Below are 26,152 nucleotides of genomic sequence, written 5' to 3'. Positions count from 1 at the left end.
CTTAAACTCTCGCTCCAATCCATCATGGGGGCCACGGAAAAGATATAATCTTGATATTTCAGCGAGTTACCTTGGAATTCAAAGGGATGCCCATAAGCATGTTCGCTTCAAACCAGGCCGAATTTGCGCACGCTTGTACCCGTTTTGACCTGCCAGTGCACGCGTAGCGCACACAAAGCGGTGCGTCGCCCGGAGGATGTCCAATCATGCTGCCCCGGAAGCAGATTGCGCTCTGCTCGGCGCGGTCGAGATCGAGGCCGCTCAGGGCAGCTCCGGGCTGCGCGCGCGGATACGCCGACACCTGCTTCGACCGGGGCGTATTCGTCCGCGCGCTCGGCGACACGGACCCCATCGCTGTCGCGACCCAGCCGGGACAGACGATATTGGTCCGCACACCCTTGCGGCCGTAATCGCGCGCCAGCGATTTGCCGAAGCCGATGCAGGCGTGCTTCATTGTCACATAGCCGGCCGCGTCGGGGCCCGCGAACAAACCGGCGATCGAAGCAACGACCACGACGGCGCCTGTTTGCGCGATGAGATCCGGAAGGCTTTCGCGGGCGCAGACAAAGGCTGTGTCGAGGTTGAGCCGGGTCGCCAGCGACCACGTCTCGTCAGTCATCGAGATTGTCGGACCGACGCCGTGGCCTCCGGCATTGGCGATCAGGATGTCCACCTTGCCAAACTTGCCGTGGATCTCCTGCAACGCTGCCCGTACGGCGACGCTGTCGGCCGCGTCCGCCTGCACCACGAAGCAGCCGGTCTCGTCTGCCAACGCCTGCAACGGCTCCCGTCGCCGGCCCATGACGGCAACGTTAGCGCCCTCCGACGCCAAGGCCGTTCGTCCTCTGAATCTCATGTGTTCGCCTCGCCCTCGATGCCGCCCGCGTTTTCGTCGAGCCGGACGACAAACTGCTATCCGACGATCGTTCGTTGCTGTCAGTTAGACCCACCGGGCCAAGTACGTCTTGGACTCAAGCGCAGCTACGCTAGCCCGTCTTATTCATGATTGCCGGGCGGGGCAGCTGGAACATTTCCGGTCGGGGTGAAGGCGCGCGCGAACGCTTCGGCTTTTTCGCCGCTTTTCGACCCGACTTCGTGAACGCGTTGGAGGACGGCAGCGGGGTGACCGGGGGCTCATGCCCCGCGCGTCAGGGTGCTTGCGGGACCAGAGCGTTTGCCAAGCCGCGGAACAGGTCGGCGTCGGGGCACGCCGCAGCGAAGGCGAGACGGACGCGGGTGGCGGTCTCGATGACGCGGGCTGCGATCTTGAGAAGCCTGAGCCTGATCGTGTTGAACTCGGCCGTTGCCAGATCGCGCGGCTTTGGGATGGCATCGCGCACGGCGAGGATGAGCCAATAGGCGGCGGTGTGGAAGACGAGGCGGACCTGGTTGGCGAGCGCCGAGCGGCAACTGGTGCGATCGGAGGCGAGCTGGGTCTTGTGCAGCTTGATCAGGTTCTCGGCCTGTCCGCGAGCGCAATAGAGGCTGTCATAGATCCACTCAGCCGAGCCGATATCCAGGCTGGTGACGACGTAGCGGACGTCGAGCCCTTGTTGGGTTGCCTCGATGCGGGCGACGACGCGGCGCTCACGATGCCAGGAGCCGGCCGCGTGGCGGGTCTCGGTGTAGCCGCGAACCACGATCTTGTTCTCGATCGCACGTTCGGTTCGAAATGCATCACAGACCTCGTCGACCTTTCTGGCGAGCGGCTTCGTGCCGGCTAGCGCGAAGATGTAATCGACGCCGTTTTGCTCGCAAAAAGTCATCGCCTCGGGGCCGGCGTAATGGCTGTCGCCGCGGAAGGTGATACGCGTATCGGGCCAGCGCCGGCGAATGCGCCGAACCAGGCGGCGCAGGTGTGCCCGCACCTCGCGGCCGCTCGGCGTCTTGCCGGGGCGCAGGATGACCGCAACAGGCCGGCTGTGCTCGGTGTCGTAGACGTGGATCGGCAGGAAGCAGTGTTCATCATAATGGGCGTTGAACAGCGAGAGTTGCTGACGGCCATGCACCACGTCGACCGTGTCGTCGATGTCGAGCGTGATTGCGCTCGGCGCTCGCGCGTAGCTGTCCATCCATAGGTCAACCAGCACAGAGCTCAGCCGGATCACCTCGCGCAGGTGTGGTGCATTCTCCAGGCGCGATAGGGTCGGCTGCGAACACAGATCCCGGCCAGTGTCCGGCAGTCGGCCGCAAGCCAGCTTGAACGCCGGATCGCCGCGTAAACGATCGAGATCATTGCCATCCTCGTAGCCACACGCGATGGCGAAGATGCGGGCGCGGATCATATCCGCAAGGCTGTGCACGATGCGTCCCGGATCGCGCCGCTCGGGGAATACGCAGGACAACTTCGCGGCCAAGCCGAGGCGCCGGTCCGCCATGGCCAGAAGCATGACGCCGCCATCCGACGTCAGCTTGCCGCCGTCGAACGAGGCTGTGATCTTCTTGCGGGAAACGGCTGGAAATGAGAACGGCAGACTCGTATCGTCGGTCATGGCGAGTGTGGCGGCCCGGATGCGCGGAGGGTGGGTGTCAGCAACCGAATCCTACGCCATCTCAGCGGCTTACGCCACGCTCGCCAGCCTCTCAACAAGCCGCTGATGAATAAGACGGGCTAGGACGTAGGCGCGTACGGCGGTTCCGCTCGCAAGTCGCTTCGGACTGCACTGTCGCGGTCAACACGGAAGGGTACACGAGAGGAAACGCGGCCTCGTTTGCCGTGGGCTCGTGCAATCTCACGGCAGAGGCCGCAGATTTATTTTAAGTCTAAAGTATCAATACAGACCAAAGATCACCGAGGCGCCCAATGGAGAGCCATCGGGATAGTTGTTCTCCGAACAAAGGTCCGCAAAATTGCATATCGGCAAGCAACTTCGGTGCGCGTTGAACGAGCCTTGAATTTACTTTTGGCACGAACTATCTTGTGGCCGACATCGAGGTCGTCGCGTTCAGCGGGCCCGGATGCCGCAGGAGATCTGATTTGGCAGTCGCGAAGGAGTCCCCACCTGTTTCACCCAAGAGCGGGGTTGACCAGGAGGCCGAGTACCGGGCTCAGACACGGCTTTGGCTTCGGCTGCTTGCTTGCACAACCCTGATCGAGGGCGAGTTGCGGCGCCGGTTCCGCGAGGAATTCGATTTCACGATGCCGCGCTTCGACGTTCTGGCCCAGCTTGACCGCGAGCCGAGTGGACTGGTGCTGGGAGAGCTGCCGAAGCGTCTGATGGTCTCCGCCGGAAACCTCACACCCATCGTCGATCGCCTGGTTGAGGACGGCTACATCACGCGCACGCCGTCCAACCTGGATCGGCGCGTGCAGATCGTTTGCATGACCGTCGAGGGCCGCAAGGCCTTCAGGCGCATGGCCAAGAGCCATGGCTCATGGCTGGCCGAACTGCTGGCGGGATTCTCGGCCGACCGGCTCGATGAATTGACCAGCGAGCTCGACGAGCTCAAGGGAACCGTCAAGGACGCGATGCAGAAGCCGTGAGCTGACGTTGTAACTAACGCTGCAGCCGAATGCCGGCCGCCTCGCGGTCCCAGATATCCGCCGTCACGCCCGCATCACGCAGTGCGCCCTTCTTGCTGTCCGCCGGCGAAAACAAATCGACCGCGCGCGCCCGTGTCGGCATCGCACTGCCCTGCTCCATCGTCTTGCCGGTGTTCGCCTGCACGCCGTGCTCCGACGCAATCCCGCCGCTCAATCAGGGCAGCAGCTTGTACTTCCCGTCCTCGATCTGAACCAGGATCCGCGCGCGCGCATCGACGCCGTGGCGATCCGCGGGCGTGTAGGAGTAGACGCCCTGGGTCCCGGCCAGCTCCTTGGTGGTGAACAGCGCCTCGCGAAGCGAGGTGCGGAATTCCGGCGAGCCCGGCTTGGCGCCGGTTGCCAGCGCGCGCTTGGCTGCATCGACGAACACCAGCCAACCGTCGAAGGAATAGGATGAGAACGAGTCGGTCGGCGCCTCGCCATTCGCCTTCTCGAAGGCCGCGCGGAACGCCAAGGCAACCTTCTGGATCGGATTGCTGGCTGGAAGCTGCTCGGCCGCGGTCACCGGCCCGGTCGGGCAGATAATTCCGTTGGCCGCCTTGCCGGCGAGCCGCAGGAAATCGGCGCTGATGAGTCCGTGGTTGCCGTAGAGCGGTCCCTTGTAGCCACGCTCGGACAAGGCGATCACGGGCAACGCTCCCGGCGTTCCCGTGCCGCCGAGCATGATGGCGTCGGGGTGGGCCGCCAACGCGCGCAGCACCTGGGCGGTCACCGACGAATCCGATCGGGCGTATCGCTCGTTGGCGATGACCTTGATGCCGGCCGCCTTGGCGCTTTGCGTCAGCGAATCGTACATGAGGTCGCCGAAGGCATCGGAGAAGCCGATGAACGCGACGGTCTTCAACCCTCGCGCCTTCATGTGATCGACGATGCCCTGAACGAGAAGCGGCGTCGGTTGCGGCGTCTGCACGACCCAAGGCCCGCCATCGCCGGGCGGCACCGCCGCGATCGGCGACACCGCGATCATTGGAATCTTCATCTCGATCGCGGCTGTCGCCATCGCCAGCGTCTGCGGCGCACCCGACGTGCCGATGAGGATGTCGACCTTCTCCTGCTCGACGAGCTTGCGCGCGTTACGCGCCGACGCCGCGGGATCGGAGCCGTCGTCGAGTTGAACGACGCGGAGCTTCTCACCGCCGACTTCGCCGATATAGGCTTCGCCCGCCGCTAATCCTTTTGCATTGGGAATCCCGATCGACGACACCGGCCCGCTGAGGCCGGTGACGAATCCGACGAGGATCTCCGCCTGCCCGACCTGCGGAACGGCGACAAGCAGCGCGGCAGAAGCCAGCAGGGTCTTCATCGAGATCATGGCACCTGTCTTTCTTGATTTGCGTTTATCTATCGGGCAAGCGCCATCCGCTCGCTTCAGTCTGCCGAAACCAACGCGATCACGCGCAGCGGGCTGCCGGAACCGTTCTGGATCTTCAGGGGTGAAGCCACTATGACGGCGCCGGTGGCGGGAAGCTGATCGAGATTGCAAAGACATTGAAGGCCATATCGGCCGGCGCCGTGCAGGAAGTGATGCGCCGGATAAGGCGGCTCGAAATGGCCGGCCTGCCCCGCGTCGGTGCCGATCGTCTCGGTGCCGAAGCCGATGATGCCGCGCTCCTCCACCAGCCATTTCATCACGGCCGGATTCGGACCCGGCGTGTGCGCGCCGTCATCCCCGAGGTTGGCGTAGTCGCGCCAGCCCTTCTTCGACCAGTCGGTACGCAGCAGAACCCATTGCCGCGCGGGAATTCGCCCGTGCTTCGCCTCCCAGGCCTCGACGAGCGGAACGGTCAGCAGGAAATCCGGATCCTGCGCTGCGCCAGCCGAGCAGTCGATGACGCACGCCGGAGCGATCATGTCCTTGGCAGGCATCGTGTCGACGGCGTTGTTCGGCAGATCCTTGCCTGTGAACCAGTGGATCGGCGCGTCGAAATGCGTGCCGGTGTGCTCGCCGAATGTCACGTTGTTCCAGTACCAGGCCGGACCGCGACCGTCATATCGCGAGATCTCCTGGATCCGGACGGGAGCTGCCTGGCCAAACTCCGGCGGCAGCACGATGACCGGAAAATCCGGACTGAGCGTGAAGGTCAGATCGACGACGCGCACCGCGCCAGACGAGATCGCACCTGCGAGCTCCAGGAGATTCTTGCTTTGCATCGTCACGTCCTCCTGCTTGGTTGAAACCCTGATCTTACCTGTCGAGCTCGCGCTCAAGCGCTTTCGGATTGGCGGCGAGGCGTTGCCTGATTTCCTCGGCGACGTCTCCGAGATACATCTCCTCGAGCCCGCCCCGGAGGCCGGACACGATCGCCTGCGCGACAGCGCGCGGCGCGACCTTGGGTGGCGGCACGGTCTGGAACCACTCGGTGTCGACCGGCCCCGTGAACAGGTTCAGCACCTTGACGCCACCAGGCCTGAGTTCAGCGCGCAGACAATGCGACAGCGACAGGCAGGCGGCTTGCGATGCCGAGTAGGCGCCGAAAGCGGGCCAGTTCGCCAGCGCATAGACCGACAGGATATTGACCGCAGGCCGCACTGTTGTTGACGCCATCCGCCCCCCGCATCCGCATCGCGGGACCGAAGGCCTGCGCGAGGTTGATGAAGCCGAGATAGGCCTGGTCGATCTCGTCCCGCGCGATGCTCGTGCCCCTGCGGTCGAGGAGGCCGCCGGGCCGCACATATTCCGTCGTGTTGACGAGGATATCGACCTTGCCGCCGATGTCGGCCGCGAGATCGGTCGCAGACTTTTCGTCGGCCGCGTCGAGTGTCACGACCTCGATCCCTTGCTGTCCGCGCAACAGCTGCTCGCCGGCAAACGGCCGCCACGGTTCGGCAACGCCGACGAACACCGTCTTCGCGCCCGCGGCCTTCAGTGCTGCAACGGCCTCCTGGCCGATCACGCCGCGGCCGTTGGTTACGAGCACACGGCGGAATTTCGGATCAGCCGTCATTTCCCGCCACTGCCTGTCGTCCGCCATGTTGGGAGTCTCCCCCTCGGGTCGGGCAAAGGCTACCGCCTGACCGCTCTTGTCGAGCTGAAACGACATGAGGACGGGCGCCCCTTCGACGCAGTCGGCATGCAGATGCGCCACCATCGTCGGACCGCAGTCCATCTTGACGAGACCGATGCGCCACGGCGCCCGCTCGCGGAAATAAACGTCGCTCGGCACGCGCGCCGTCGTTTCGGCCAGCAGCGCGCCTCGGCGCGGCGCATCGACGAACGCGAGACCGGCCGACAGGCAGGCGGGGCACGCCTCACGTGCCGGATAGGCGAAGGCGCCGCAGGCCTCGCAGCGCTGCAGCATGAAGCGGCCTTCGGCGGCGGCGCGGGTGAAGCCGTGCGATGTTCTGCTGCGCGCTTGCGGCGGCGACGTCGGAAGTCGCGTCCGCAGCAGCGGGTTCTTGCGCCGGGGCAGCTCAATCGGATCGATCATCGCGCAGGCCCTGCAAAGATCACGGCGCCCGAGGCCAGGCCACGGTCATAGTTGATCATACCGAAGCCCGAGGCCAAACCGAGCTTTGCATCCTTCACCTGCGTGGGTCCGGCTTCGCCCAGGACCTGCCGCAATCCTTCGACGAGCCCGAGATAGGCGCCGGCGGCGCCGGCCTGCCCTGCCGAGAGCTGGCCGCCCGAGGTGTTGTGCGGGAGGTCGCCGTCAACCGTCAGATCGTGCTGACGAACGAAGGCCGCGCCCTCGCCCTTGTTGCAGAAGCCGAGATCCTCGAACTGCATCATCGTGATGACCGGATAGTCATCATAGGTCTGGACGAAATCGAGATCGTCAGGCTTCACGCCGGCCATCGCGTAGAGTTCGCCGACATCCATCGCCCAGCCGCCACGCACCTGCATCGGATCGTCGGCGAAGGCGTTGTGCCGCTCGATCGTCGACAGCAATCGTGCAGCCGGCAAGCCAAGCGATGCCGCGGTCTCGTCCCGCATCACAAGAAAGGCCTCCGCACCGGCGCACGGCATGACGCAATCGAACAGATGAATAGGGTCGGAAATAGGACGGGCCGCCAAATACTGCTCGATCGTCAGCGGCGTCTTCATCAGCGCATGCGGGTTGCGCAGCGCGTTGGCACGCTGGGCGACCGCGATCCTGCCGACGTCTTCGCGCGTGACGCCATAAGTCCGCATATAGTTGCGCGCGATCAGCGCGAAGCTCGCATTGGCGCCGCCTGCGCCATAAGGATAGACCGCGTCCTGGTTGAAGCGCGAGAAATTCTCGAGCGTCAGGCGGAAGGAATCGACGTGGTTGGTATCGCCGGCCACGCAAGCCACGACGTCGGCATCGTGTGCCTGCACCGCGCGCGCCGCCTTCCGCAATGCCGCGATGGCGCTGGCGCCGCCGAGCGGGATGGTGTCCAGCCATCTGATGCACAGTCCGAAATGCTGTGTCAGTCCAATCCCGCTGTCGGTCCCCATGGTGAAGCTGGAGACGCACAGGCCGTCGATATCGGAGGCCTTGATGCCGGCCCGCGCGACCAGCGCGCTCAGCGCGCGGCCAATCCACCATTGTGCGCTCTCGATGGAATAGCGCGCATAGGGGATCGTGACGGGAGCCGCCATCACGATGCCCTCATACGGTGTGCGCAGCGAATTTTTCACCAGCCGCCTGCCTTGCCTGCCCGCCTCAGATCATCTCCAGCCACACATCGATACTGCCACGAGTCGTATTCGAACAGGGTCACCTTCTCGGGTCTCGTCACGTCTTGCTCTCCAGAGCTGGGCGGCTGTTCGGGTGCTAACGCTTGTTGCGCGCAAGCATCGCCCGGAAATCGTCACGCGCCAGCGCACTGGCACGCTTGAAGCTCGGCCCTCGGCTCGGCTCGGTGCCATTGAGTTGTCTGAGCTGCACCCACATCTCGGCGCTCTTCAACGCCACCGCAGCGCAGTTCACGACCGGCGCGTGCCCGACCTTCAGGCCGTGCTCCCGCCCGATCAAGAGGCCCGGCAGCACGCCGGCAGGGATCACCACGTCGGCTCCGCGCTGCACCAGCGGAAGGGCGCAGGCCAGGAAATCCTCGATCATCCGGGCGTGTGCCGCCTGATCGCCGGCGAACGCGCTTGCGAAATCCTCCGGCTTGCAACCGAGCCCGCTCACGTGGACGACGCGATCACGCAGGCCGTAGCGTTCAGCCTGCTCGTAGTGCCAGATCTCGAAGACGGGATCGAGCGTCACGAGGCCGAGGCGCCGGCCGAGTTGCGAGGCCGCGAGCAACGTCGCCTCGCCGGTCCCGATCACGGGAATGTCGAGCGTCGAGCGGAGCTCATAGAGTCCGGGATCCTGGAAGTGGCCCATCACAAAGGCGTCGAACCCGGCCTCTTCGGCCGCGATGCCATTGTCGATCGCCTGAACCGCGCAGCGTAATTCGGCAAGCCGGCCGAACTCCCTATCCGGCGGTGAAATGCCCTCGACGTGAACCGTCGTACCGGGCGCGGCGATCTTGTTGAGGTACTCCGACAGCCGCGCCATGTAGGGCGCGTTCACGCTCGCATCGACGAAACTCTGCCAGAAGATGCGCATCGCCCTTCTCCTCAAACGGTGACAGGAGCATCGGCCGTCGGCCTGCCGACCAATATATTTCAACCATAAACTAATCGACCCGTCAAATGCGCACGATGGAGCCCCCCAAGGGGCCTTCTCCATCGCGACGAGAAGGTCCATTTTTCGGGAGAAGAAGATGAAGGAAATGGCGCACTCTGACGGAATTGTATGCAGCAACATTTTTTTCGGGCAGCCCCGTGACACGTGTTGACGGCGCCACGGAGAATACTTTAGGCTTTAAGTAATCGATCACCGGCCACTGCCGGCGGCCATGACGATGATGTTGCAGGGCACCGATTTTGAGAAACTCAATCGCGTGGACTATCGTCGGGCCCGATTGGCCGGCAGCATCATCGCCGGTCGCGCATCGCGGCTGCGGGATTCATCTTCCTTCGCTTCGACAGACGCACGCCGGTTGCCGCAGACCCGCCCGCCATTCGAGCAGCACGCCTCGCCATGGCCGCTGACGCCCCGGCCAAGCGAACTTCCCTCTCGCCGCGCCCGGCGTCAGGCGCTGCAGCAATGCCTTCAACTGGTTCGTGCACAGCTCGGGCTCCTGCCTGGCTTCCAGACATTCGTATCCAGCATCAACGGAGGACAACGCAAATGCGGCAGAAGACCCTGGGCTTACTCGCACTTGTCGCCGGCGTCTTCGCAGCACCGGCTGCGCAAGCCGACATCACGATCGGCTTTGTCACCTCGCTGAGCGGCAACGGCGCGTCGATCGGCATCCCCTATGGGCGCGGCATCAATGCCGCCTATGAATACAAGAAGACGATCAACGGCGAGACCATCCGCCTGATCCAGCTCGACGACGGTTCCGATCCGTCGGCCGCGACGCGCAACGCGCGCAAGCTCGTCGAGGAAGAGAAGGTCGACCTCCTGATCGGCACCGCGACGACTCCCTCGACCATCGCCATGGCGGCCGTCGCGAGCGAATTGAAGGTGCCGATGATCTCGATCTCGCCCATCGGCAAGCTTCCGGAATCGCCGGAACAATGGGTCGTCGCGGTGCCACAGCCGGCTTCGCTCCTGGTCAAGATCGTCGCGGACCGCATGAAGCGCGACGGCATGAAGAACATCGGCTATATCGGCTTCTCCGATGCGTGGGGCGACCTCGTCTACAACGGGGCCAAGGCCGCCGAGCCCGTTGACGACATCAAGGTCCAGACCAATGAGCGCTATGCCCGCACCGATACCTCGGTGACCGCGCAGATCCTCAAGGTCATGGCTGCACGTCCCGACGCCGTGCTGATCGGCGGCTCCGGCACGCAAGGCGCACTGCCTCTCATCACGCTCTCCGAGCGCGGCTTCAAGGGCAATACTTACGGCACCGTGGCGCTGGTCAATCCGGACTTCGTCACGGTCGGTGGCAAGGCCGCCGAGGGCATTCAGGTCTCCGCCGGGCCTGTGATCGTGGCCGAACAGCTTCCGGATGAGCACTTTGCCAAGAAGATCGCGCTCGATTTCCGCGCGGTCTACCAGAAGACCCACAACATACCGACCACCGACGGCTTCTCCGCCTACTCCTTCGATGCCTGGCTGATCTTTGCCAACGCCGCCGAGCGGGCGCTGAAGACCGCGAAGCCCGGCACGACGGAATTCCGTGCGGCGCTGCGAGACGCCATCCTCAGCACCAAGGAACTGCCCGGCGTGCGCGCCTGGAAGTACGCGCCATAAGCGGGACGATGGCCAGCGGTCAGAACGGGGGAACGGCGTCTCAATGACCAGCGATATCGCGGCCATCCTTGCGATCGACGGGATCGCCACCGGCGCGGTCTACGCGCTGGTGGCGATCGGGACCGTGCTCATCTTCACGGTGACACGGGTCATCTTCATTCCCTTTGGTGACATCGCCGCCTTCACCGCGCTGACGCTTGCGGCTCTCGATGCCAAGCGCTTTCCCGGAACCGGCGCACTGGTCGTGGTGCTGGCGTGCCTTGCGACCCTGATCGAGATCATTTCGCTCATCCGCAACGGCGACGCTCGACTCCTGCCGCGCGCGCTTCTGTTCTATCTCGCCCTTCCGTTGGCAGTGGTCGGCGTCGCCTGGCTCACCATGCGCTTGGACCCGCCGCTCGCCGTCCGGCTCGTGCTCGCGCTGATGCTGATCACGCCGATCGCCCCTCTGCTTGACCGGATCGTTTTCCGCCCGATCGCCGACGGCACGGTGCTGCTGCTGCTGACGGTCTCGGTGGCGCTGCATTTCGCGCTGGTCGGTCTTGGCCTGCTGTTCTTCGGCCCCGAAGGGGTCCGTACCGAGCCGCTGACGTCGTTCTCAACGGAGCTCGCCGGCGTCCTGATCTCGGGCCAGACCATGCTGATCGTGATCGCGGCGCTCGTCTTCAGCGGCCTCCTCTATCTCTTCTTTGACTTCACGCTGGTCGGCAAATCGCTCCGCGCCACGGCAGTGAACCGGACCGGCTCGCGGCTGATGGGGATCCGGCCGGCGCGGGCCGGCACCATCGCCTACCTGCTGGGCTCGCTGATGGCCGGCGTATCCGGCATCCTGATCGCGCCGGTGAATACCGTGTTCTACGATTCTGGCTTCCTGATCGGACTCAAGGCGTTCGTCGGCGCCATCGTCGGCGGCATGACCAGCTATCCCGGTGCCGCGATCGGCGCGGTCGGGGTCGGCATCCTCGAAAGCTTCGCATCTTTCCAGAGCAGTGCGCTCAAAGACGTGATCGTGTTCTCGTTGCTGATCCCGGTTCTGATCCGGCGATCCCTCGCCTCGCTGCATTCCGAGGAGGAGATCGAGGAATGACGCGCCTTCATGTGCAGCTCGCAGCAGTAGCGGCACTGACGTGCCTCGCACTCTCGCCCCTCGTCCTGAGCCCGTTCAGCGTCACGCTGATGAACTATATCGGCATCTATTCGCTGGTCGCCATCGGCCTTGCGCTCCTCACCGGCGTCGGCGGCATCGTGTCGTTCGGACAGGCTGCGTTCGTCGGCATCGCGGCCTATGCGACGGCCTGGGTCTCCGCCCTGAACGGGCAATCGCCCTGGCTCGGCCTGCTGTTCGGGGTGGCGCTGACCTGCGGCGTCGCAGCCGTCCTCGGCGTCGTCACCTTGCGCCTCCAGGGCCATTTCCTCTCGCTCTCGACCGTGGCATGGGGCCTTGCGATCGGCTTCCTGTTCGGCAACGTCGAGGGGCTCGGCCGCTTCAACGGCATCTCGTCGATCCCGCCGATCAGTCTCGGCTCGCTCGCGCTCGTCTCCAGCGCACAGATCTATTATCTGATTTGGGGCATCGTCGCTCTGGTACTGTTCCTCGGCTACAATCTCCTGGACTCGCGGCTCGGCCGCGCCATGCGGGCACTGCGCGGCGGCAATACGCTGGTCGAGAGCCTCGGCATCAACGCCTTCCGGATCAAGCTCGTGACCTTCGTGATCGCGGCGTTCCTGGCCTCGCTCTCCGGATGGCTCTACGCGCATATGAGCCGCTTCATCAGCCCGGGTCCGTTCGATGCCAGCATGGGCATCGAATATCTGATGATGACGATGGTCGGCGGCGCCGGCAGCCTGCTCGGCGGTGTCGTCGGCGCCGCCATCGTGACGCTGCTCAAGAACAGCGTGCAGGACTATCTGCCGCTGATCGCCAAGGGCGCATCCGGGCAGCTCGAGATCGTCGCCTTCTCCGCGCTGTTCATCCTGTTCCTGCAATGGGCGCGGCAGGGCATCGTCCCCTCCATCGCACGCTATCTGCCGAAGACCAGGCGCGAGCGGCCGCAGCCGGCGCCGCCGCTGCCGCGCCGGCCGCAGCCGGCACCGGGCGAGCTTCTTCTGAAGGTCGACGGCGCCGAGCGCCGGTTCGGCGGCCTCGTCGCGGTCAACAATGTCAGCTTCGAGGTGAGATCCGGCGAGATTCTTGCCGTGATCGGCCCGAACGGCGCTGGCAAGAGCACGATGTTCAACTGCCTGACCGGCGCGCTGCGGGTCAACAAGGGCGAGATCGTCTTTGCGGGGCGCCGGATCACGCGTGATCCGCAATCCCGCATCGCCAAGGCCGGCGTCGCCAGGACCTTCCAGCATGTGAAGCTGCGGCCGCGCATGAACCTGCTGGAGAACGTCATGCTCGGCACTTACAGCCGAACCCGCACCGGCCTGTTCGCGGGTGCCTTTCGCCTCAATCAGCGCGAGGAAGCCAGCGCCCGGCACGAGGCGCTGATGCAGCTCGAGCGCGTCGGGCTCGGCGACAAGCCGTTCGAGCTCGCCGGCAATCTTCCCCTCGGCAACCAGCGCATCCTGGAGATCGCACGCGCGCTCGCCGCGGATCCCGCCCTGCTGGTGCTGGACGAGCCGGCGGCTGGCCTGCGCCGCCAGGAAAAGCTGAGATTGGCCGAGCTGCTCCGCGCGCTGCGGGCGGATCACCTGACCATCCTCATCGTCGAGCACGATATGGAGTTCGTGATGTCGCTGGTCGACCGCATCGTGGTGCTCGATTTCGGCTCCAAGCTTTGCGAGGGCGTCCCCAAGCGCGATCCGCAGCGATGAGCGGGTTCAAGAGGCCTATCTCGGGGGCGTCGCGTGAGCGAGATGTTTTCCATGACCGACGTGACCGTCTGCTACGACAACGTCGAGGCCGTGCGCAACGTCTCGCTGTCGGTCGACGAGGGCCAGATCGTCACCGTGATCGGTCCGAACGGCGCCGGCAAGACCACGCTGCTGATGGCCGCCATCGGGCTGCTCGGATCGCGTGGCCGCATGGCATTCCGTGGCAACGATCTCGGTAAGATGTCGGTCGAGGATCGCGTCGTGCGCAGGCTCTGCCTTGTTCCGGAGAAGCGCGAGCTGTTTTCCGACATGTCGGTCGCCGACAACCTGCTGCTCGGCTCCTACAGCCTGCGCGATCGTTCCGGTGTCCGAAAGACGCTGGATGAGGTCTATGATCGCTTTCCCCGGCTCAGGGAGCGGCAGCGCCAGGCCGCAGGCACGCTCTCCGGCGGCGAGCGCCAGATGCTCGCGCTGGGACGGCGCGCTGATGGCAAAGCCCGCGCTGCTGATGCTCGACGAACCCAGTCTCGGTCTTGCGCCGCTGATCGTGCGCGAGATCTTTCGCACCATCGCGTCCTTGCGCGACCTCGGCGTGTCCATCCTGCTGGTCGAGCAGAACGCCCGCGCCGCGCTCGAGACCGCCGACTATGGCTACGTGCTGGAGACCGGCGAGATCGTGCAGTCCGGCCCTGCCAAGGATCTGATCCACGATCCCCGGCTGATCACGGCCTATCTCGGCGGACACTGAGACCCGTTTGGGTCGGCCCCGCCGAGCCGCACATCAAAAACATCGAAAACAACCCCATGCACAGTAGCCGGCCACCGCAATATCAATGGCTTGCTGGCCCGAAGCAACGCATGCTGATTTTCAGAATCCGCTTGCTCCGTCGGGCAAATCAGGAGCACAATGCCAGCATCGCGGCGTTCCGCCCTCGCCCCTCTCCCTGGCCGGGACGATCCTCGTCAGCATCGGAAAATGCTTGTTGCAGCCCGCGAACGGCGGAAAGCGGACGAAGTCCGCGCGCATCCGCTTGATCACGTCGGAGCTCAGCGCTCGCGCAAGGGCTTGCGGGCTGTCGAACATCAGTCTGTTGCGCTGCATGTACTCGACCCGCTGCGACGGCAGCCGGTCGACCCAATCGATACGCGTGTAAATCTCGATCTGGCGGACGTCAGGGAAGGTCCGCATGATCGACGGATGATGCTCCAGGTAATGCAAATTCCAGGCATTGATATTGTCGGCCGGCCCGGGATAGTGCACGAGGTAGCTACACGGCGTGACCGTACCGTTCGCATGCGTGGCGTCGTCGACGGGATAGGCACGCGTTACCATCGCCTGGTGCGTCACGTCCAATCCGGCAAGGCTCGACAGTCCGCGACCTGCCGCAAGACCTGCGAGCACGCCACCGCGGTCCATCGCGGCCTCGCACGCAAACAGGTTCGGAAAGCGCAGTTGGAGCGCAAATGCCGGCCCGGTCCCCGTCAGCCTTGTAGGGATGATCGACCGACTGCTCCAGCGGCGTAAACAGCAGGCCTTCGGCCATCCCCGGAGTAGACCCCACCATGGCAGCCGCAGCCGCAAGATCGTCCGTGTGAATTCGCCGCTCGCCTTTCGGATCGGAGAACGTCATGAACAGCGAGATCATAGCGACGCCACCTGCGTGCCTTCTTCCGCATGTCGATGCAATTCGAGCGCGGCACGGACGTCGTCGGGCCACGGAATTGCGCGATGATCGACCAGCGACGTCGCGGCGAGGATCTGGCGCGCCCGCCAGCGCACGCCATCTGCGGCCGTCACGACGTGCGCCAGATGGAGCGAGGCGCGGCCGACCTTGACGACGCACAGGCCGAACGTCAGGCGTTCGCCGAACTTCGACGGCCGTGAGAAGTCGCAGGCCAGATGCACGGTCGGGGTCCCGATCCCGCGGATCGTGATCAGCTCCGGCCAGGAAAATCCGATCACAGCCCAGAACTCCTCGACCACGCCATTGAGGATGTTCAGGTAGGACGGGAAATAGGTGATCCCCGATGGATCGCAATCCCCGAACCTCAACTCGCGATCGAACGAGAATGGCGTCATCAGACCGCAACAACGGGGTGCCGGATGACGCCGACGCCATCGACGCCGGCCTCGACCACGTCGCCGGGCCACAGCCATTCCTGCGGGCTCATGCCGGCGCCAACGCCTTCCGGCGTTCCGGTCGCGATGATGTCGCCCGGCTCGAGCGTCATGCCGGACGAGATGTCGGCGATCAGGGCCGGAATATCGAAGATCATGTATTTGGTGTTGGAGTCCTGCTTCATGACACCGTTCTTGGTCAGCCAAAGCCTGAGATCATGCGGATCGAGAATCTCATCCGCGGTCACGATGCAGGGGCCGAACGGCGCGTAGGTATCCATGCCCTTGGAGAAGATCCACTGCCCGGCGCGGCGATTGTCGCGCGCGGAAATGTCGATCATCACGGAATAGCCGAAGACGTGATCCATCGCCTTCTCGACCGGGATGCGGGTTGCGGTCTTGCCGATGATGACGGCGAGTTCGACCTCCCAGTCGAGCTGCCGGGTGATGCTGGCATTGTGCTGGATCGCCGCTCCCGGTCCGATTACGGCGGTCGGCGGTTTGGAGAACACGACCGGCTGCTTCGCCAGATCCTTGTCGGTATCGAGGCTCTTGGCGGACTCCGCCACATGCGCACGATAGTTCAGCCCGATGCCGAAGATGTTCTTGCGCGGGCGCGGGATCGGCGCCTGCAGCTTGACATCCTCGAGCGGAACGGCGGCGCCGACCGGCAGCGCCCCGTTGGCGCTATCCAGGCATTCCCTCAGCGCCGGCAGCAGCGTGACGCCGTTATCGATCAACGAGAGCATATCGCCCGGCCAGACGAGACCGCGTGACGCACCGAGGCGCTCGACATCGACAACCAAACCGTTGACGACAACCCCAAGCCGCGCACCGCTGGAGCCCAAGGTGTAGGTGACAAGACGCATGAGAGCTTGATCCGATTATTCGGGTTGAGTTCTGCGGGAGAATGTCAGGCAGCGACCGACTGATGGCCGGCATTGTCGCCATAGGCCTCTTCCCGGTAGAGACCGAGCCCTTCGATGACGGGCAGATCATTGAAGCAGAACAGGCAGGCGTCCTCGCTCCCGGAGGCGTTGCCGTGTTCATGCCAGGCCCAGGAGGGAACGCAGAAAATGTCGCGCTCCTGCCACTCGAACCGCTTGCCGCCGATCACGGAGTAGCCGTGTCCTTTGGCGACCTGATAGACGAAGCTTCCGGTGTGCCGGTGCGACCTGGTCTTCTCGCCGGGCCGCAGCAACTGCATGCTGGCGCCGATGGTCTGCATCACATGTCCGCCGGTGATCGGATTGACGTAGTTCATCAGGATTCCGTCATAGGGCGATCCGTCGGTCGCGGCGGCATATTTCCGCAACGACTCGTAAGTCGGCTCCCACTCATATTTGAACATCGGTGAATAACCGTTCGACCATCGCGAGCCCACCGGCCGAAGGCCCGGATTGCCCCAGGTCTTGGTCATGTCGTCGACGGGATAGCCCGACTCCTCCTGCTGGATCTTCGGGTGCACGACGAAGAAATTGGCCTCCAGCGCATTGATGAGCGGAATGTCGAGCCCATCCTGCCAGATGCAGACCGAGCCGTTGCCCTCGACGCCATGCTCGTGCCAGGTGCCGTTCGGTGTCAGGACGAAATCCCGCGCGCCGAGCGTCATCTTGTGGCCATCGACAATGGTGTAGGCGCCCGTCCCTTCCATGATGAAGCGCAGGGCGGAGGCCGAATGCGCATGGGCCGATGCCACTTCGCCCGGGTGCATCACCTGCAAGCCTGAATAGAGCCAACCGACAGCGGCCGACACGTCGCGGCGACCGGGATTGTTGAGATAGATCACCCGCCGTCCCGCCTTCTCCGGCGAAACCAGTTCTACCGAGCGCAGCACGTGCTCGCGCAGATCGCTGTAGCGCCCAGAGCACGGGAATGGACGCCGACTGCGGCTGCCACGGCTCGATCTTGTTGGCGACCGTCCACAGCGCGGCCGCGTCGAACTTCTCGAGGTCCTTGTAGTAGGCCTTGAGCTCCGGGGTATCCTCGACATTGGCCCGGCCGATGACGTTCTCGCCCATCCTGTCCTCCAAGTCTTATCTGATGACGTCCTGTCTCACGCAGTCCTGTCGCCACATCCAAAACTATCGTCCATCACCACCGCATTTGATTGTGAAAGGGGTCGTGGCCCCAGATCGCTCGACAATGACCATTCGGGTAATGGGTCCTGGCTTTCGCCAGAACAACGGGGAGGAGGCGTCGTTGGATCGACACGTCCCATTATTCCGTCCTGCCTGGGATTGAGACGAAGTTCGCCTGCTCCGCTGCGTCAGCCGCCAGACGTTCGCCTTCCGCAAGGCCGAGCGGCGCTTGCGGACGGCGGTTGACCCGCAAATCGAAGATGTCGAACCGGTTGTAGTGCCCGACGATGTCATGCATTTGCTTCGGCTGAATGCAGCGCTCGAGGTCGATATCGGCATAGACGATGCCTTCATCGTCGACCAGCGGTTCGCCGACGAGACGGCCGTCCGGCCCGATGACGCCGGAGAACGCGCTCGACTTGCGCTGCAGGCGCGCCCGTGCATCTGGAACGACGGTCTCCATGGCCGTGATGATCTCTTCCGAGACGGTCGAGCAGGAAACGACCGTAAAGATCTTCCCCTCAAAGGAATGGGCAATGGCGCGCAACTTGATCGCCTCCGCCATGTCGTAGTCCGGCGGCGCGACGGGCAGCGAGATGTAGCTTGCGACGTGAACCAGTTCGCCCTGCCCGAGCAGCGCGAAGCGCGCGAGCGTGTTGGTGTTCTCGCCGCAGGCGAGCCCCCGAGGCGCCCGATCTCGGTGTCATAGACGCGCAGGCTCGACCCGTCACCGCCGGTCCAGGTCAGCTTCTCTGCCCAGGTCGGCACCAGCTTGCGGTGCTTGCCGAGCAGCGCTCCGTCCGGGTCGATGAAGACCAGCGTGTTGTAGATTGCGCCGAGCGACACCGGGCTGCGCTCGTTCACGCCGAGTACGACATAGCACCCGGCATCGCGCGCCGCCTTCCGGACGACGTCGATCTCAGGACCCGGCACCAGCACCGACGCCTTGACGAGCTTCTCGAACCAGGCGCTTCCGCTGACGGGATCGGTGATCCAGTTCCAATAGGGATAGCCCGGCACGAACACTTCGGGGAATGCGACCAGCCTCGCGCCGTTCGCCGCCGCCTCACGCACCAGTGAGGCGGCCTTGTCGGCGGTCGCGCTGGCGTTGAGATATACAGGTGAAGCTTGGACGGCGGCGGCTCTAAAGCGCGGCAGCTTCAGCATGGGCCCTACCCTGTCGCCGGCTCATGATCGGGGCGCAGCGTTGACTTACTTTACATGTAAACGTATGCTATCGCATATTTCTGGAGGGTGCAATGGCTGAACGGTCTTTTGCTCGCGAGGTCGAGGATCTCCGGCTCGGCGACGGCGACACCTTCCGCGGCGAAGGCATCCTCGCCATCACCAAGGCACTTCTGCAATCCGGCGTTGCTTATGTCGGCGGCTATCAGGGCTCGCCGATCTCGCACCTGATGGACGTGCTGGCCGACGCCAAGGACGTGCTCGACGATCTCGGCGTCGTGTTCCAGAGCTCTGCCAATGAAGCGGCGGCTGCGGCGATGCTGTCGGCTTCCGTGATGTATCCGCTGCGCGGCGCGGTGGCCTGGAAGTCGACGGTCGGGACCAATGTTGCCTCCGACGCGCTGGCCAATCTCGCCTCTGGCGGCGTTACCGGCGGCACGATGATCATCGTCGGCGAGGATTACGGCGAAGGCTCCTCGATCATGCAGGAGCGTACCCATGCCTTTGCGATGAAATCGCAGATCTGGCTGCTCGATCCGCGCCCTGACCATGAATGCATCGTCAACCTGATCGAGAAGGGCTTCGAGCTCTCGGAAGCCTCGAACACCCCTGTCATGCTGGAGGTGCGCGTCCGAGCCTGTCACATGCACGGAAGCTTTGCCTGCAAGGACAATGTCAGGCCGGCCCACACCATCAAGGACGCCCTGAACAATCCGAAGCGCGACGTCGGCCGTATCGTGCTGCCGCCGGCGGCCTACGAGCATGAGCAGGAGAAGATCAAGACGCGGATGCCCGCGGCCATCAACTTCGTCCGCGACCAAAGGCTGAATGAATGGATGGGGCCGAAGCAAGGCAAGGTCGGCATCATCATGCAGGGCGGGATGTACAACAACGTCATCCGCGCGCTGCAATATCTCGGGCTGTCGGATGCCTACGGCAACACGCAGGTCCCGCTCTACGTCATGAACGTCACCTACCCCGTGATCGACACGGAGGTCGCCGAGTTCTGCCTCGACAAGGACGCCGTCCTGATCGTCGAGGAAGGCCAGCCGGAATATCTGGAGCAGGCGATCAACACGGTGCTGCGCCGCAGGGATATCCAGGCGCGCATCCACGGCAAGGATGTGCTGCCGATGGGCGGCGACTATACCGCGCAGGTGCTGCTCGGCGGCGTGCGCGAGTTCCTCGAGAAGACCGAGCCGAGGCTGCTTGGCAATCGGCCGCCGGCGCCGGACGCGAGCCCCGTGCTCAACCGCCCCGAGGTCGAGAAGCTGAAGCAAATCGTGCCGGCGCGTCCGCCCGGGCTTTGCACCGGCTGTCCGGAACGTCCGATCTTCGCCGCCATGAAGCTGGTCGAGAGCGAGCTTGGCCAGCACCACGTCTCCGCCGACATCGGGTGCCATCTGTTCTCGATCCTGCCGCCCTTCAACATCGGCGCGACGACCATGGGTTTTGGCCTTGGCCCGGCCTCGACCTCGGCCTTCAACGTCAAGGCCGATAAGCGCCCGATCGCCGTGATGGGTGACGGCGGCTTCTGGCACAACGGGCTGACCAGCGGCATCGGCAACGCCGTCTTCAACAAGCATGACGGCGTCTTCATCATCGTCGACAATTACTACACCTCGGCGACCGGTGGTCAGGACATCCTGTCGTCGCGCGCGACGAGCAAGCGGCGAAACACCAACAACTCGATCGTGCAGGCCGTGAAGGGCATCGGCGGGCAATGGGTGCGGCAGATCGACCGTACCTACGATGTCGGCCGGATGCGCGACACGCTGAAGGAGGCGCTGACGACCAAGGAGGAAGGCCCAAAGGTCATCGTCGCGTCCTCCGAATGCATGCTGAACAAGCAGCGCCGCGTGGGGCCGCAGATCAGCAAGGCGATCAAGGACGGCGTTCGCACCGTCAAGGAACGTTTCGGCGTCGACGAGGACGTCTGCACCGGCGACCACGCCTGCATCCGCCTCTCCGGCTGCCCGTCGCTCTCGGTCAAGCAGCTCGACGATCCCTTGCGCGACGATCCCGTCGCGGCCATCGACAATTCCTGCGTCGGTTGCGGCAATTGCGGCGAGGTCGCGGACGCGGCCGTGCTGTGTCCCTCGTTCTATCGCGCAGACGTCATTCACAATCCGACCGGCTGGGACAAGTTCAAATCCAGGGTCGCCATGGCCGTGATCGGCTGGCTGCAACGGCGGCGTGATCGCCGGCGTCCGGCGCTCGAGGCCTTAGCATGAGAACTTTGGCATGAAAGCTCTGGCATGAGAGACGAAACGGTCCAGCTGGCGCTTCCCCCCGCAGGTGACGCGACCGAGCGGCCGATCTCGATCGCGATCGTCGCGATGGGCGGCCAGGGCGGCGGCGTCCTGACCGACTGGATCGTCCAGCTCGCCGAGAACCATGGCTGGGTCGCGCAGTCGACATCGGTGCCCGGCGTCGCCCAGCGCACCGGCGCCACGATCTACTATATCGAGGCGATGCCGCCGCTCGATGGCCGCAAGCCGATCCTGTCGCTGATGCCGACGCCCGGCGATGTCGACGTGGTGATGGCGGCGGAATTCATGGAAGCCGGCCGCTCGATCCTGCGCGGCCTGGTAACGCCGGACCGCACCACGCTGATCGCATCCAATCACCGGACGTTCGCGATCGGCGAAAAGATCGCGCCGGGCAACGGTATCGCCGACCAGGGTGCGGTGACCGGCGCCATCGGGGTCGCCGCCAAGACCGAGATCATCTTCGACATGAACGCGCTGGCGATCGCCAATGGCAGCGTGATCTCGGCGGCGATGTTCGGCGCGCTCGCGGGCGCCGGCGTGCTGAGCTTTAGTCGCGAGAGCTATCTCGACGTCATCCGCGCCGGCGACAAAGGCGCGCAGGCCAGCGTCCGCGCGTTCGAGGCTGCGTTTGACCGGGTGCAGTCGAAATCTCCCGACCCGGCGCCGCTGGCGCAATCGGGGCCGACTGACGCGCCTCCCTCCCCGGCAGCCCTCGATCCCCGTCTTGCCGGCCTCGCCGCCCGGCTGACGCAGCAGTTGCCGGAGGCCGTGCAGGCGATGGGCCGCGCCGGGCTGAAGAAGGTCGTCGATTTCCAGGACGTCGCCTATGGCGGCGAATATCTCGACATCCTCGGCAAGCTCCACGCCGCCGATCGCAGCTGCGGTGGCGCCGGGCGAGATTTTGCCTTCACCCAGGCCGCCGCAAAATATCTGGCCAACGCCATGGCCTATGATGACGTCATCCGCGTTGCCGACCTCAAGACCAGATCCGGCCGCCGTGCGCGGATCGAGGGCGAACTCGAGTTGTCGCAGGACCAGGTGCTCCAGACCACCGAGTTCATGCATCCCCGCATGGAAGAGGTGATGGGCATGCTCCCAGTGGGCTTTGGCCGCTGGCTCGGCGCCAAGCCGCGCCTCCTCGGCTGGCTCGACCGTCGCGTCAACAAGGGACGCCGGGTGCGGACCTACTCGCTGCCCTGGTTCCTCGCGCTCTATGTCGTCGGCGGACTCCGCGGCATACGCCGCCGCTCGCTGCGTCACGCCATCGAGACCGCTCATCGGGACGAATGGCTCAAGGCCGCGACCGAGGCAGTGCGAGCCAACTATCAGTTGGGCGTCGAGATCCTGCAATGCCGGCGCCTGGTCAAGGGCTATTCCGACACCCACAGCCGCGGCCTGTCGAAATTTGACAAGACGCTGGCCGCGATCAAGCTGGTCGCACCGCGCGACGATGCCGCCGACTGGGCGCGCCGGCTGCGGGAAGCCGCGCTGAAGGACAGCGAAGGCAAGGAGCTCGACGGCGTGATTCAGACCATCAAGAGCTTTGCATGATGCCGGCAGCACTCAAAGAGAGCACGGCTCCCGTGTTCGGGCAGATTGAAACCCGGCTGTGGCTGCAACTGCTGTCCCTGCATGGCGAGCTGTTTGCGTCGCTGAATTCCATGCTGAGCTCGGAATTCGCCTTGTCGCTGGCAAAGTTCGACGTGCTGGCCCAGCTCGATCGCTACCGGGACGGAATGGCGCTCGGCCAGTTGTCGCAGAACCTGAAAGTGTCGGGCGGCAACGTCTCGGGCCTGGTGCAGCGCCTGCTGGCTGACGACCTCATCAGCAAGGAGATGTCGAGCGAGGACCGCCGGTCGTTCATCGTGCGCCTGACGCCAAAGGGCGAAGCACTGTTCAGGAAGGCAGCCGACGTGCACAAGAGGCATCTCAGCGAACGGCTCGAAAGTATTCCCGCCCAGGAGCTGGAGGCCGCACTGTCGGTGCTGCGGTCCCTCTCCTCGAAACTTGGCAGCGAAAGCAAGAAGCAGGGTCGCAAGAAATAATGGCCAAAGACTCCAGGAGCAGATGGAAATCCGGTCCACCGCGGACGCGGGACCAGCTGCAAAGCTACATTCCCTATCTCTTCAACCGGCTCGCCAATCGCTGGAACCTCGATCAGAACCGTGATCTCAGCGAGCACAACATCAACAACGTCGTGTTCCGGACGTTGTCGGTCCTGTTCATCTACAAGACCCTGACCGTCAACGAGATCGCTGTTCTGGCGGTCACCGAGCAGTCGACCGCGAGCCGCATGGTCGAGTCGATGGTGTCATCGGGTCTCGTCAAGCGCGAGATCGCGGAAGAAGACCAGCGTCGCCGCGTCGTCGGATTGACGGCGGACGGTGAGGCCCTGCTGCGAAAGATCTGGCCCATCATGGAGAACAACTACGACCGGCTGACCGTCGGTATCGATCCCGACGAGATCGAGGTGTGCGCCCGCGTGCTCGCCACGATGGTCGAGAACATCCGCCAGAATCAGATCTGATCCGCTCACGATCAAGGGCTGAGGCCGGCAAGGCTGGTGCCGCCGCAGACGTAGAGCACCTGTCCGGTCACGAAGTCCGAGCGCTCGTCGAGGAAGAAGCTGATCGCGTGCGCCACGTCCTCGCGCGTCCCGAGTCGCCCGACCGGAACGTTGCGCGCCATCCGCTCCTGCTGCTCGGAGTCCTTCGGGATGATGCCCCAGAAATTGTCGGTCAGGATCGGGCCTGGTGCGACCACGTTCACCGTGATCCCGCTCGACGCCAGCTCCAACGCCCACGTCCGCGCCATGCCGTGCACGCCGGCCTTGGTCGCGGAATAGGCCGAGCGCGTCGCTGCGCCCATGGCAGCGCGCGAGCTCACGAACACAATCCGCCCGAACCGCCGCGAACGCATCCCCTCCATCGCCGCCTGGGTCAGCAGCATCGGTGCGCCCAGGTGCAACTGCGCCAGCGTCAGGATGTCTTCCGGCTTCGCGTCGGCCAGGAGGTTCGGCAGGATGATGCCGGCATTGTGCACGAGGCAATCGACCGCATGATCCCGGCAGATCTCCTGTGCAATGGCCCTTGTCTCGGCCATGCTGGTCAAGTCCGCGCGATAGGCGGTGAGCAGATCATGCGTCCAGTCCGGCTTCTCAAGACCGACCGAGATCACCCGCTGTCCCTCGTCGACGAGCTTCTTCGCCAGGGCCTCGCCGATCCCGGAATTGCCTCCGGTGATGAGTGTGGTGCGGCTCTCGCTCATGATCGGCTCCCTGCGAACGCCACGTGTCACTCCTGCCGCCGCTTGAGGTCGCGAAGATCGAAGAACGCGCCATCACGCATCAGCTTCGCGACGAAATCCTTCAATCCGCCGCGCTGGATCTTCTCGGTCGCGGTCAATGGCAGTTGGTCGACGAACGAGATCCAGCCCGGCGCCTTGTAATAGGCCATCTGCTCCAGGCTCCAGCGCACGATGTCCTCGGCAAGCGCGCGGTCCGCTCCCGGCTGCTCCGCAATGATGACCGCCGCGACCTCGTCGCCGCGCACCTGATCGGGTGTCGCCGCCACCGCGGCCTGCCGGATCGCCGGATGGCGGTTGAGGACGGATTCGACCTCGACCGCGGCGATGTTCTCGCCAGAGCGGCGGATCACGTTCTTCTTGCGGTCGACGAAATGAAGATCGCCATCATGATCGCGCGACACGATATCTCCGGTATGGAGCCATCCGTCCTTCCAGGCCTCGGCGGTGGCTTCCGGGTTCTTCAGGTACTCGCTGAAGAAGCCGTAGCGCGGATCGTCCCCCGCCCGCCGCACCAAGAGCTCGCCCGGTATACCGACCGTCGCATCGTTGCCGCCGTCGTCGATGATCCGCACCTCGACTTCGGGCGCCGGACGTCCGAAACAGCTTGTGCCGACTTTCCGTGGCTCGACATTGGCGGCGATCACGCCGCCGCTTCCCGTCTCGGTCATCGCCCAGGCCTCGAGCAGCGGAAAACCGAAGCGCTGCTCGAACGGCGCGTGCAGCAGCTTGTCGACGCCGGCGCCGAAGCCGAACCGCACGCTGTGCGCGCGATCTTCATGCGTCGGCGGCGCGCCCATCAACATCGAGGGCATGACGCCGAGATAATGCAGGCAGGTCGCCCGGCTGTCGCGCACCGATTTCCACCAGCTCCGCGGATGGAAGCGATCGAGCATCGTCAGGCTGCCGCCGACCGACAGCATCGCCATCAGCGACACCGCCATCGCGTTCATGTGGAACAGCGGCAGCGGCGTGATCATGCGCTCGCCATCACCTCTGAGATCGATCAATCCGCCGACATCGCGATACCAGTCTCCGGAATACAGGAAGTAGGTGTTGGTCAGCACGCAGCCCTTGGGCTGGCCCGTCGTCCCCGACGTATAGAGCAGCGCGCATTCGCTCGAACCGTCGCCGGCGTTCGCCGGCCGCGCGCCACCGAACGGGGCTGGAACATCGCCGCTGTCGGTCGCAACCGGAATGGGCCACCCGGCCTGGCGCGCCGCCGTCTCGACCTCGCCGCGTCGTTTGGCAAGCACGAATGCGGCATTCATCTCGGAATGCGCGATGATGTATTCGAGTTCGCTGACCCGCAGATCGGGGTTGATCGGCACCACGGACACGCCGAGCGCGTTCAAGGCGAACCACAGCTCGACGAACACCGGCCTGTTCTGGAGCAGCAGCCCGACCCGATGGCCTTCACCGTAACCGCGGTCTGCAAATGCCGCGCGCCAGCGCTCGACCCGTTCGAGCATGGCGCGATACGAGATCTCCCCGGCCACAATGCCGTAGATCTCGCCCGTCTCGGGCAGCACGTTGAGAAACCCGGCTTCCCCGCGGCGCAGGGCGGTCTCGCGGAAGCGGGCGTAGACGGTGGTCGCTGAGGTCAA

Annotated in this window: 22 protein-coding genes and 4 pseudogenes; 9 read left to right on the top strand and 17 right to left on the bottom strand. The window is 64.5% G+C overall.

The features are described from left to right. Window positions 1–58: 58 nt before the first annotated feature. Window positions 59–856 (bottom strand): SDR family NAD(P)-dependent oxidoreductase, encoded by a 798-nt coding sequence (locus tag ACVWW1_RS47020; protein ID WP_456660598.1) that lies wholly within the window; start codon window positions 854–856, stop codon window positions 59–61. 292 nt (window positions 857–1,148) lie between these two features. Beyond that, the gene (locus ACVWW1_RS47015) at window positions 1,149–2,492 is read right to left on the bottom strand and encodes an IS1380 family transposase (RefSeq protein ID WP_176528776.1); all 1,344 of its coding nucleotides are present in this window, start codon (window positions 2,490–2,492) and stop codon (window positions 1,149–1,151) included. Between the two features lie 428 nt (window positions 2,493–2,920). Between ACVWW1_RS47015 and ACVWW1_RS47010 the strand changes: the two genes are divergently transcribed. Next, window positions 2,921–3,484 (top strand): MarR family winged helix-turn-helix transcriptional regulator, encoded by a 564-nt coding sequence (locus ACVWW1_RS47010; protein WP_456660597.1) that lies wholly within the window; start codon window positions 2,921–2,923, stop codon window positions 3,482–3,484. A gap of 13 nt (window positions 3,485–3,497) precedes the next feature. Here ACVWW1_RS47010 and ACVWW1_RS47005 read toward each other — a convergent pair whose 3' ends face one another. From ACVWW1_RS47005 to ACVWW1_RS46975, 7 genes are all read right to left on the bottom strand, one after another. Continuing rightward, complete coding sequence (locus tag ACVWW1_RS47005; RefSeq protein ID WP_456660596.1) at window positions 3,498–3,668, bottom strand: hypothetical protein; 171 nt, start codon at window positions 3,666–3,668, stop codon at window positions 3,498–3,500. A 30-nt stretch (window positions 3,669–3,698) separates the two neighbouring features. After that, window positions 3,699–4,856, bottom strand: a complete 1,158-nt coding sequence (locus tag ACVWW1_RS47000) for an ABC transporter substrate-binding protein (protein ID WP_456660595.1) — start codon at window positions 4,854–4,856, stop codon at window positions 3,699–3,701. A gap of 56 nt (window positions 4,857–4,912) precedes the next feature. Next, window positions 4,913–5,695 (bottom strand): cyclase family protein, encoded by a 783-nt coding sequence (locus ACVWW1_RS46995; RefSeq protein WP_456660594.1) that lies wholly within the window; start codon window positions 5,693–5,695, stop codon window positions 4,913–4,915. A 34-nt stretch (window positions 5,696–5,729) separates the two neighbouring features. Then, the gene (locus tag ACVWW1_RS46990; protein WP_456660593.1) at window positions 5,730–6,074 is read right to left on the bottom strand and encodes an SDR family NAD(P)-dependent oxidoreductase; all 345 of its coding nucleotides are present in this window, start codon (window positions 6,072–6,074) and stop codon (window positions 5,730–5,732) included. Further along, window positions 5,959–6,972: an SDR family NAD(P)-dependent oxidoreductase gene (locus ACVWW1_RS46985; protein WP_456660592.1), complete on the bottom strand. Its 1,014-nt coding sequence runs from the start codon at window positions 6,970–6,972 to the stop codon at window positions 5,959–5,961. The genes ACVWW1_RS46990 and ACVWW1_RS46985 overlap by 116 nt, the downstream gene beginning before the upstream one ends. Continuing rightward, the gene (locus ACVWW1_RS46980) at window positions 6,969–8,147 is read right to left on the bottom strand and encodes a thiolase family protein (protein ID WP_456660591.1); all 1,179 of its coding nucleotides are present in this window, start codon (window positions 8,145–8,147) and stop codon (window positions 6,969–6,971) included. The genes ACVWW1_RS46985 and ACVWW1_RS46980 overlap by 4 nt, the downstream gene beginning before the upstream one ends. Before the next feature lie 136 nt (window positions 8,148–8,283). Beyond that, complete coding sequence (locus ACVWW1_RS46975; protein WP_456660590.1) at window positions 8,284–9,066, bottom strand: aspartate/glutamate racemase family protein; 783 nt, start codon at window positions 9,064–9,066, stop codon at window positions 8,284–8,286. A 627-nt stretch (window positions 9,067–9,693) separates the two neighbouring features. Between ACVWW1_RS46975 and ACVWW1_RS46970 the strand changes: the two genes are divergently transcribed. The 4 genes and pseudogenes from ACVWW1_RS46970 (at window position 9,694) to ACVWW1_RS46955 (ending at window position 14,332) form a co-directional block, all read left to right on the top strand. Next, window positions 9,694–10,767 (top strand): ABC transporter substrate-binding protein, encoded by a 1,074-nt coding sequence (locus tag ACVWW1_RS46970; protein WP_456660589.1) that lies wholly within the window; start codon window positions 9,694–9,696, stop codon window positions 10,765–10,767. A gap of 43 nt (window positions 10,768–10,810) precedes the next feature. Continuing rightward, complete coding sequence (locus tag ACVWW1_RS46965; protein ID WP_456660588.1) at window positions 10,811–11,854, top strand: branched-chain amino acid ABC transporter permease; 1,044 nt, start codon at window positions 10,811–10,813, stop codon at window positions 11,852–11,854. Further along, window positions 11,851–13,621, top strand: a pseudogene (locus ACVWW1_RS46960) (branched-chain amino acid ABC transporter ATP-binding protein/permease). Before ACVWW1_RS46965 ends, ACVWW1_RS46960 begins: the two are co-directional and overlap by 4 nt. Further along, window positions 13,618–14,332 (top strand): annotated as a pseudogene (locus ACVWW1_RS46955) (ABC transporter ATP-binding protein). Before ACVWW1_RS46960 ends, ACVWW1_RS46955 begins: the two co-directional pseudogenes overlap by 4 nt. Before the next feature lie 120 nt (window positions 14,333–14,452). Here the strand turns inward: ACVWW1_RS46955 and ACVWW1_RS46950 are convergent. The 6 genes and pseudogenes from ACVWW1_RS46950 to ACVWW1_RS46925 all read right to left on the bottom strand — a co-directional run. Beyond that, on the bottom strand, window positions 14,453–15,001 hold the full coding sequence (locus ACVWW1_RS46950; RefSeq protein ID WP_456660587.1) for a hypothetical protein: 549 nt from the start codon (window positions 14,999–15,001) through the stop codon (window positions 14,453–14,455). Window positions 15,002–15,226: 225 nt separating this feature from the next. After that, window positions 15,227–15,664 carry an acyl-CoA thioesterase gene (locus tag ACVWW1_RS46945; RefSeq protein WP_456660586.1) on the bottom strand — a complete coding sequence of 146 codons (438 nt, stop codon included), beginning with the start codon at window positions 15,662–15,664 and terminating at the stop codon, window positions 15,227–15,229. Further along, complete coding sequence (locus ACVWW1_RS46940) at window positions 15,664–16,572, bottom strand: fumarylacetoacetate hydrolase family protein (protein ID WP_456660585.1); 909 nt, start codon at window positions 16,570–16,572, stop codon at window positions 15,664–15,666. Before ACVWW1_RS46940 ends, ACVWW1_RS46945 begins: the two co-directional genes overlap by 1 nt. A 44-nt stretch (window positions 16,573–16,616) precedes the next feature. After that, window positions 16,617–17,724: pseudogene (locus ACVWW1_RS46935) on the bottom strand (cupin domain-containing protein). A 199-nt stretch (window positions 17,725–17,923) separates the two neighbouring features. Further along, a complete protein-coding gene (locus tag ACVWW1_RS46930) occupies window positions 17,924–18,403 on the bottom strand; it encodes a nitrilase-related carbon-nitrogen hydrolase (protein WP_456660836.1) in 480 nt (159 codons plus the stop codon). Window positions 18,404–18,525: 122 nt separating this feature from the next. Beyond that, window positions 18,526–18,951: pseudogene (locus ACVWW1_RS46925) on the bottom strand (nitrilase-related carbon-nitrogen hydrolase); the annotation flags it as partial. Window positions 18,952–19,043: 92 nt separating this feature from the next. Between ACVWW1_RS46925 and ACVWW1_RS46920 the strand changes: the two are divergent. From ACVWW1_RS46920 to ACVWW1_RS46905, 4 genes are read left to right on the top strand one after another with little or no spacing between them, the layout of a single operon-like run. After that, window positions 19,044–21,203 carry a thiamine pyrophosphate-dependent enzyme gene (locus ACVWW1_RS46920; RefSeq protein ID WP_456660584.1) on the top strand — a complete coding sequence of 720 codons (2,160 nt, stop codon included), beginning with the start codon at window positions 19,044–19,046 and terminating at the stop codon, window positions 21,201–21,203. A 24-nt stretch (window positions 21,204–21,227) separates the two neighbouring features. Next, window positions 21,228–22,793 carry an indolepyruvate oxidoreductase subunit beta family protein gene (locus ACVWW1_RS46915; RefSeq protein WP_456660583.1) on the top strand — a complete coding sequence of 522 codons (1,566 nt, stop codon included), beginning with the start codon at window positions 21,228–21,230 and terminating at the stop codon, window positions 22,791–22,793. Continuing rightward, window positions 22,793–23,287 carry a MarR family transcriptional regulator gene (locus ACVWW1_RS46910; RefSeq protein WP_176532186.1) on the top strand — a complete coding sequence of 165 codons (495 nt, stop codon included), beginning with the start codon at window positions 22,793–22,795 and terminating at the stop codon, window positions 23,285–23,287. The genes ACVWW1_RS46915 and ACVWW1_RS46910 overlap by 1 nt, the downstream gene beginning before the upstream one ends. After that, window positions 23,287–23,769 (top strand): MarR family winged helix-turn-helix transcriptional regulator, encoded by a 483-nt coding sequence (locus ACVWW1_RS46905; RefSeq protein ID WP_456660582.1) that lies wholly within the window; start codon window positions 23,287–23,289, stop codon window positions 23,767–23,769. Before ACVWW1_RS46910 ends, ACVWW1_RS46905 begins: the two co-directional genes overlap by 1 nt. Window positions 23,770–23,780: 11 nt before the next feature. On the opposite strand, the gene ACVWW1_RS46900 is transcribed toward ACVWW1_RS46905, so the two are convergent. Together ACVWW1_RS46900 and ACVWW1_RS46895 are read right to left on the bottom strand one after the other, a co-directional pair. Next, entirely contained in the window at window positions 23,781–24,509 is a 729-nt protein-coding gene (locus tag ACVWW1_RS46900) for an SDR family NAD(P)-dependent oxidoreductase (protein ID WP_456660581.1), read from the bottom strand. A 26-nt stretch (window positions 24,510–24,535) separates the two neighbouring features. Further along, complete coding sequence (locus tag ACVWW1_RS46895; protein ID WP_456660580.1) at window positions 24,536–26,152, bottom strand: ATP-dependent acyl-CoA ligase; 1,617 nt, start codon at window positions 26,150–26,152, stop codon at window positions 24,536–24,538.

This window comes from Bradyrhizobium sp. JR3.5 (genome assembly GCF_054057015.1).
This window is presented reverse-complemented; position numbering and strand designations above follow the sequence as displayed.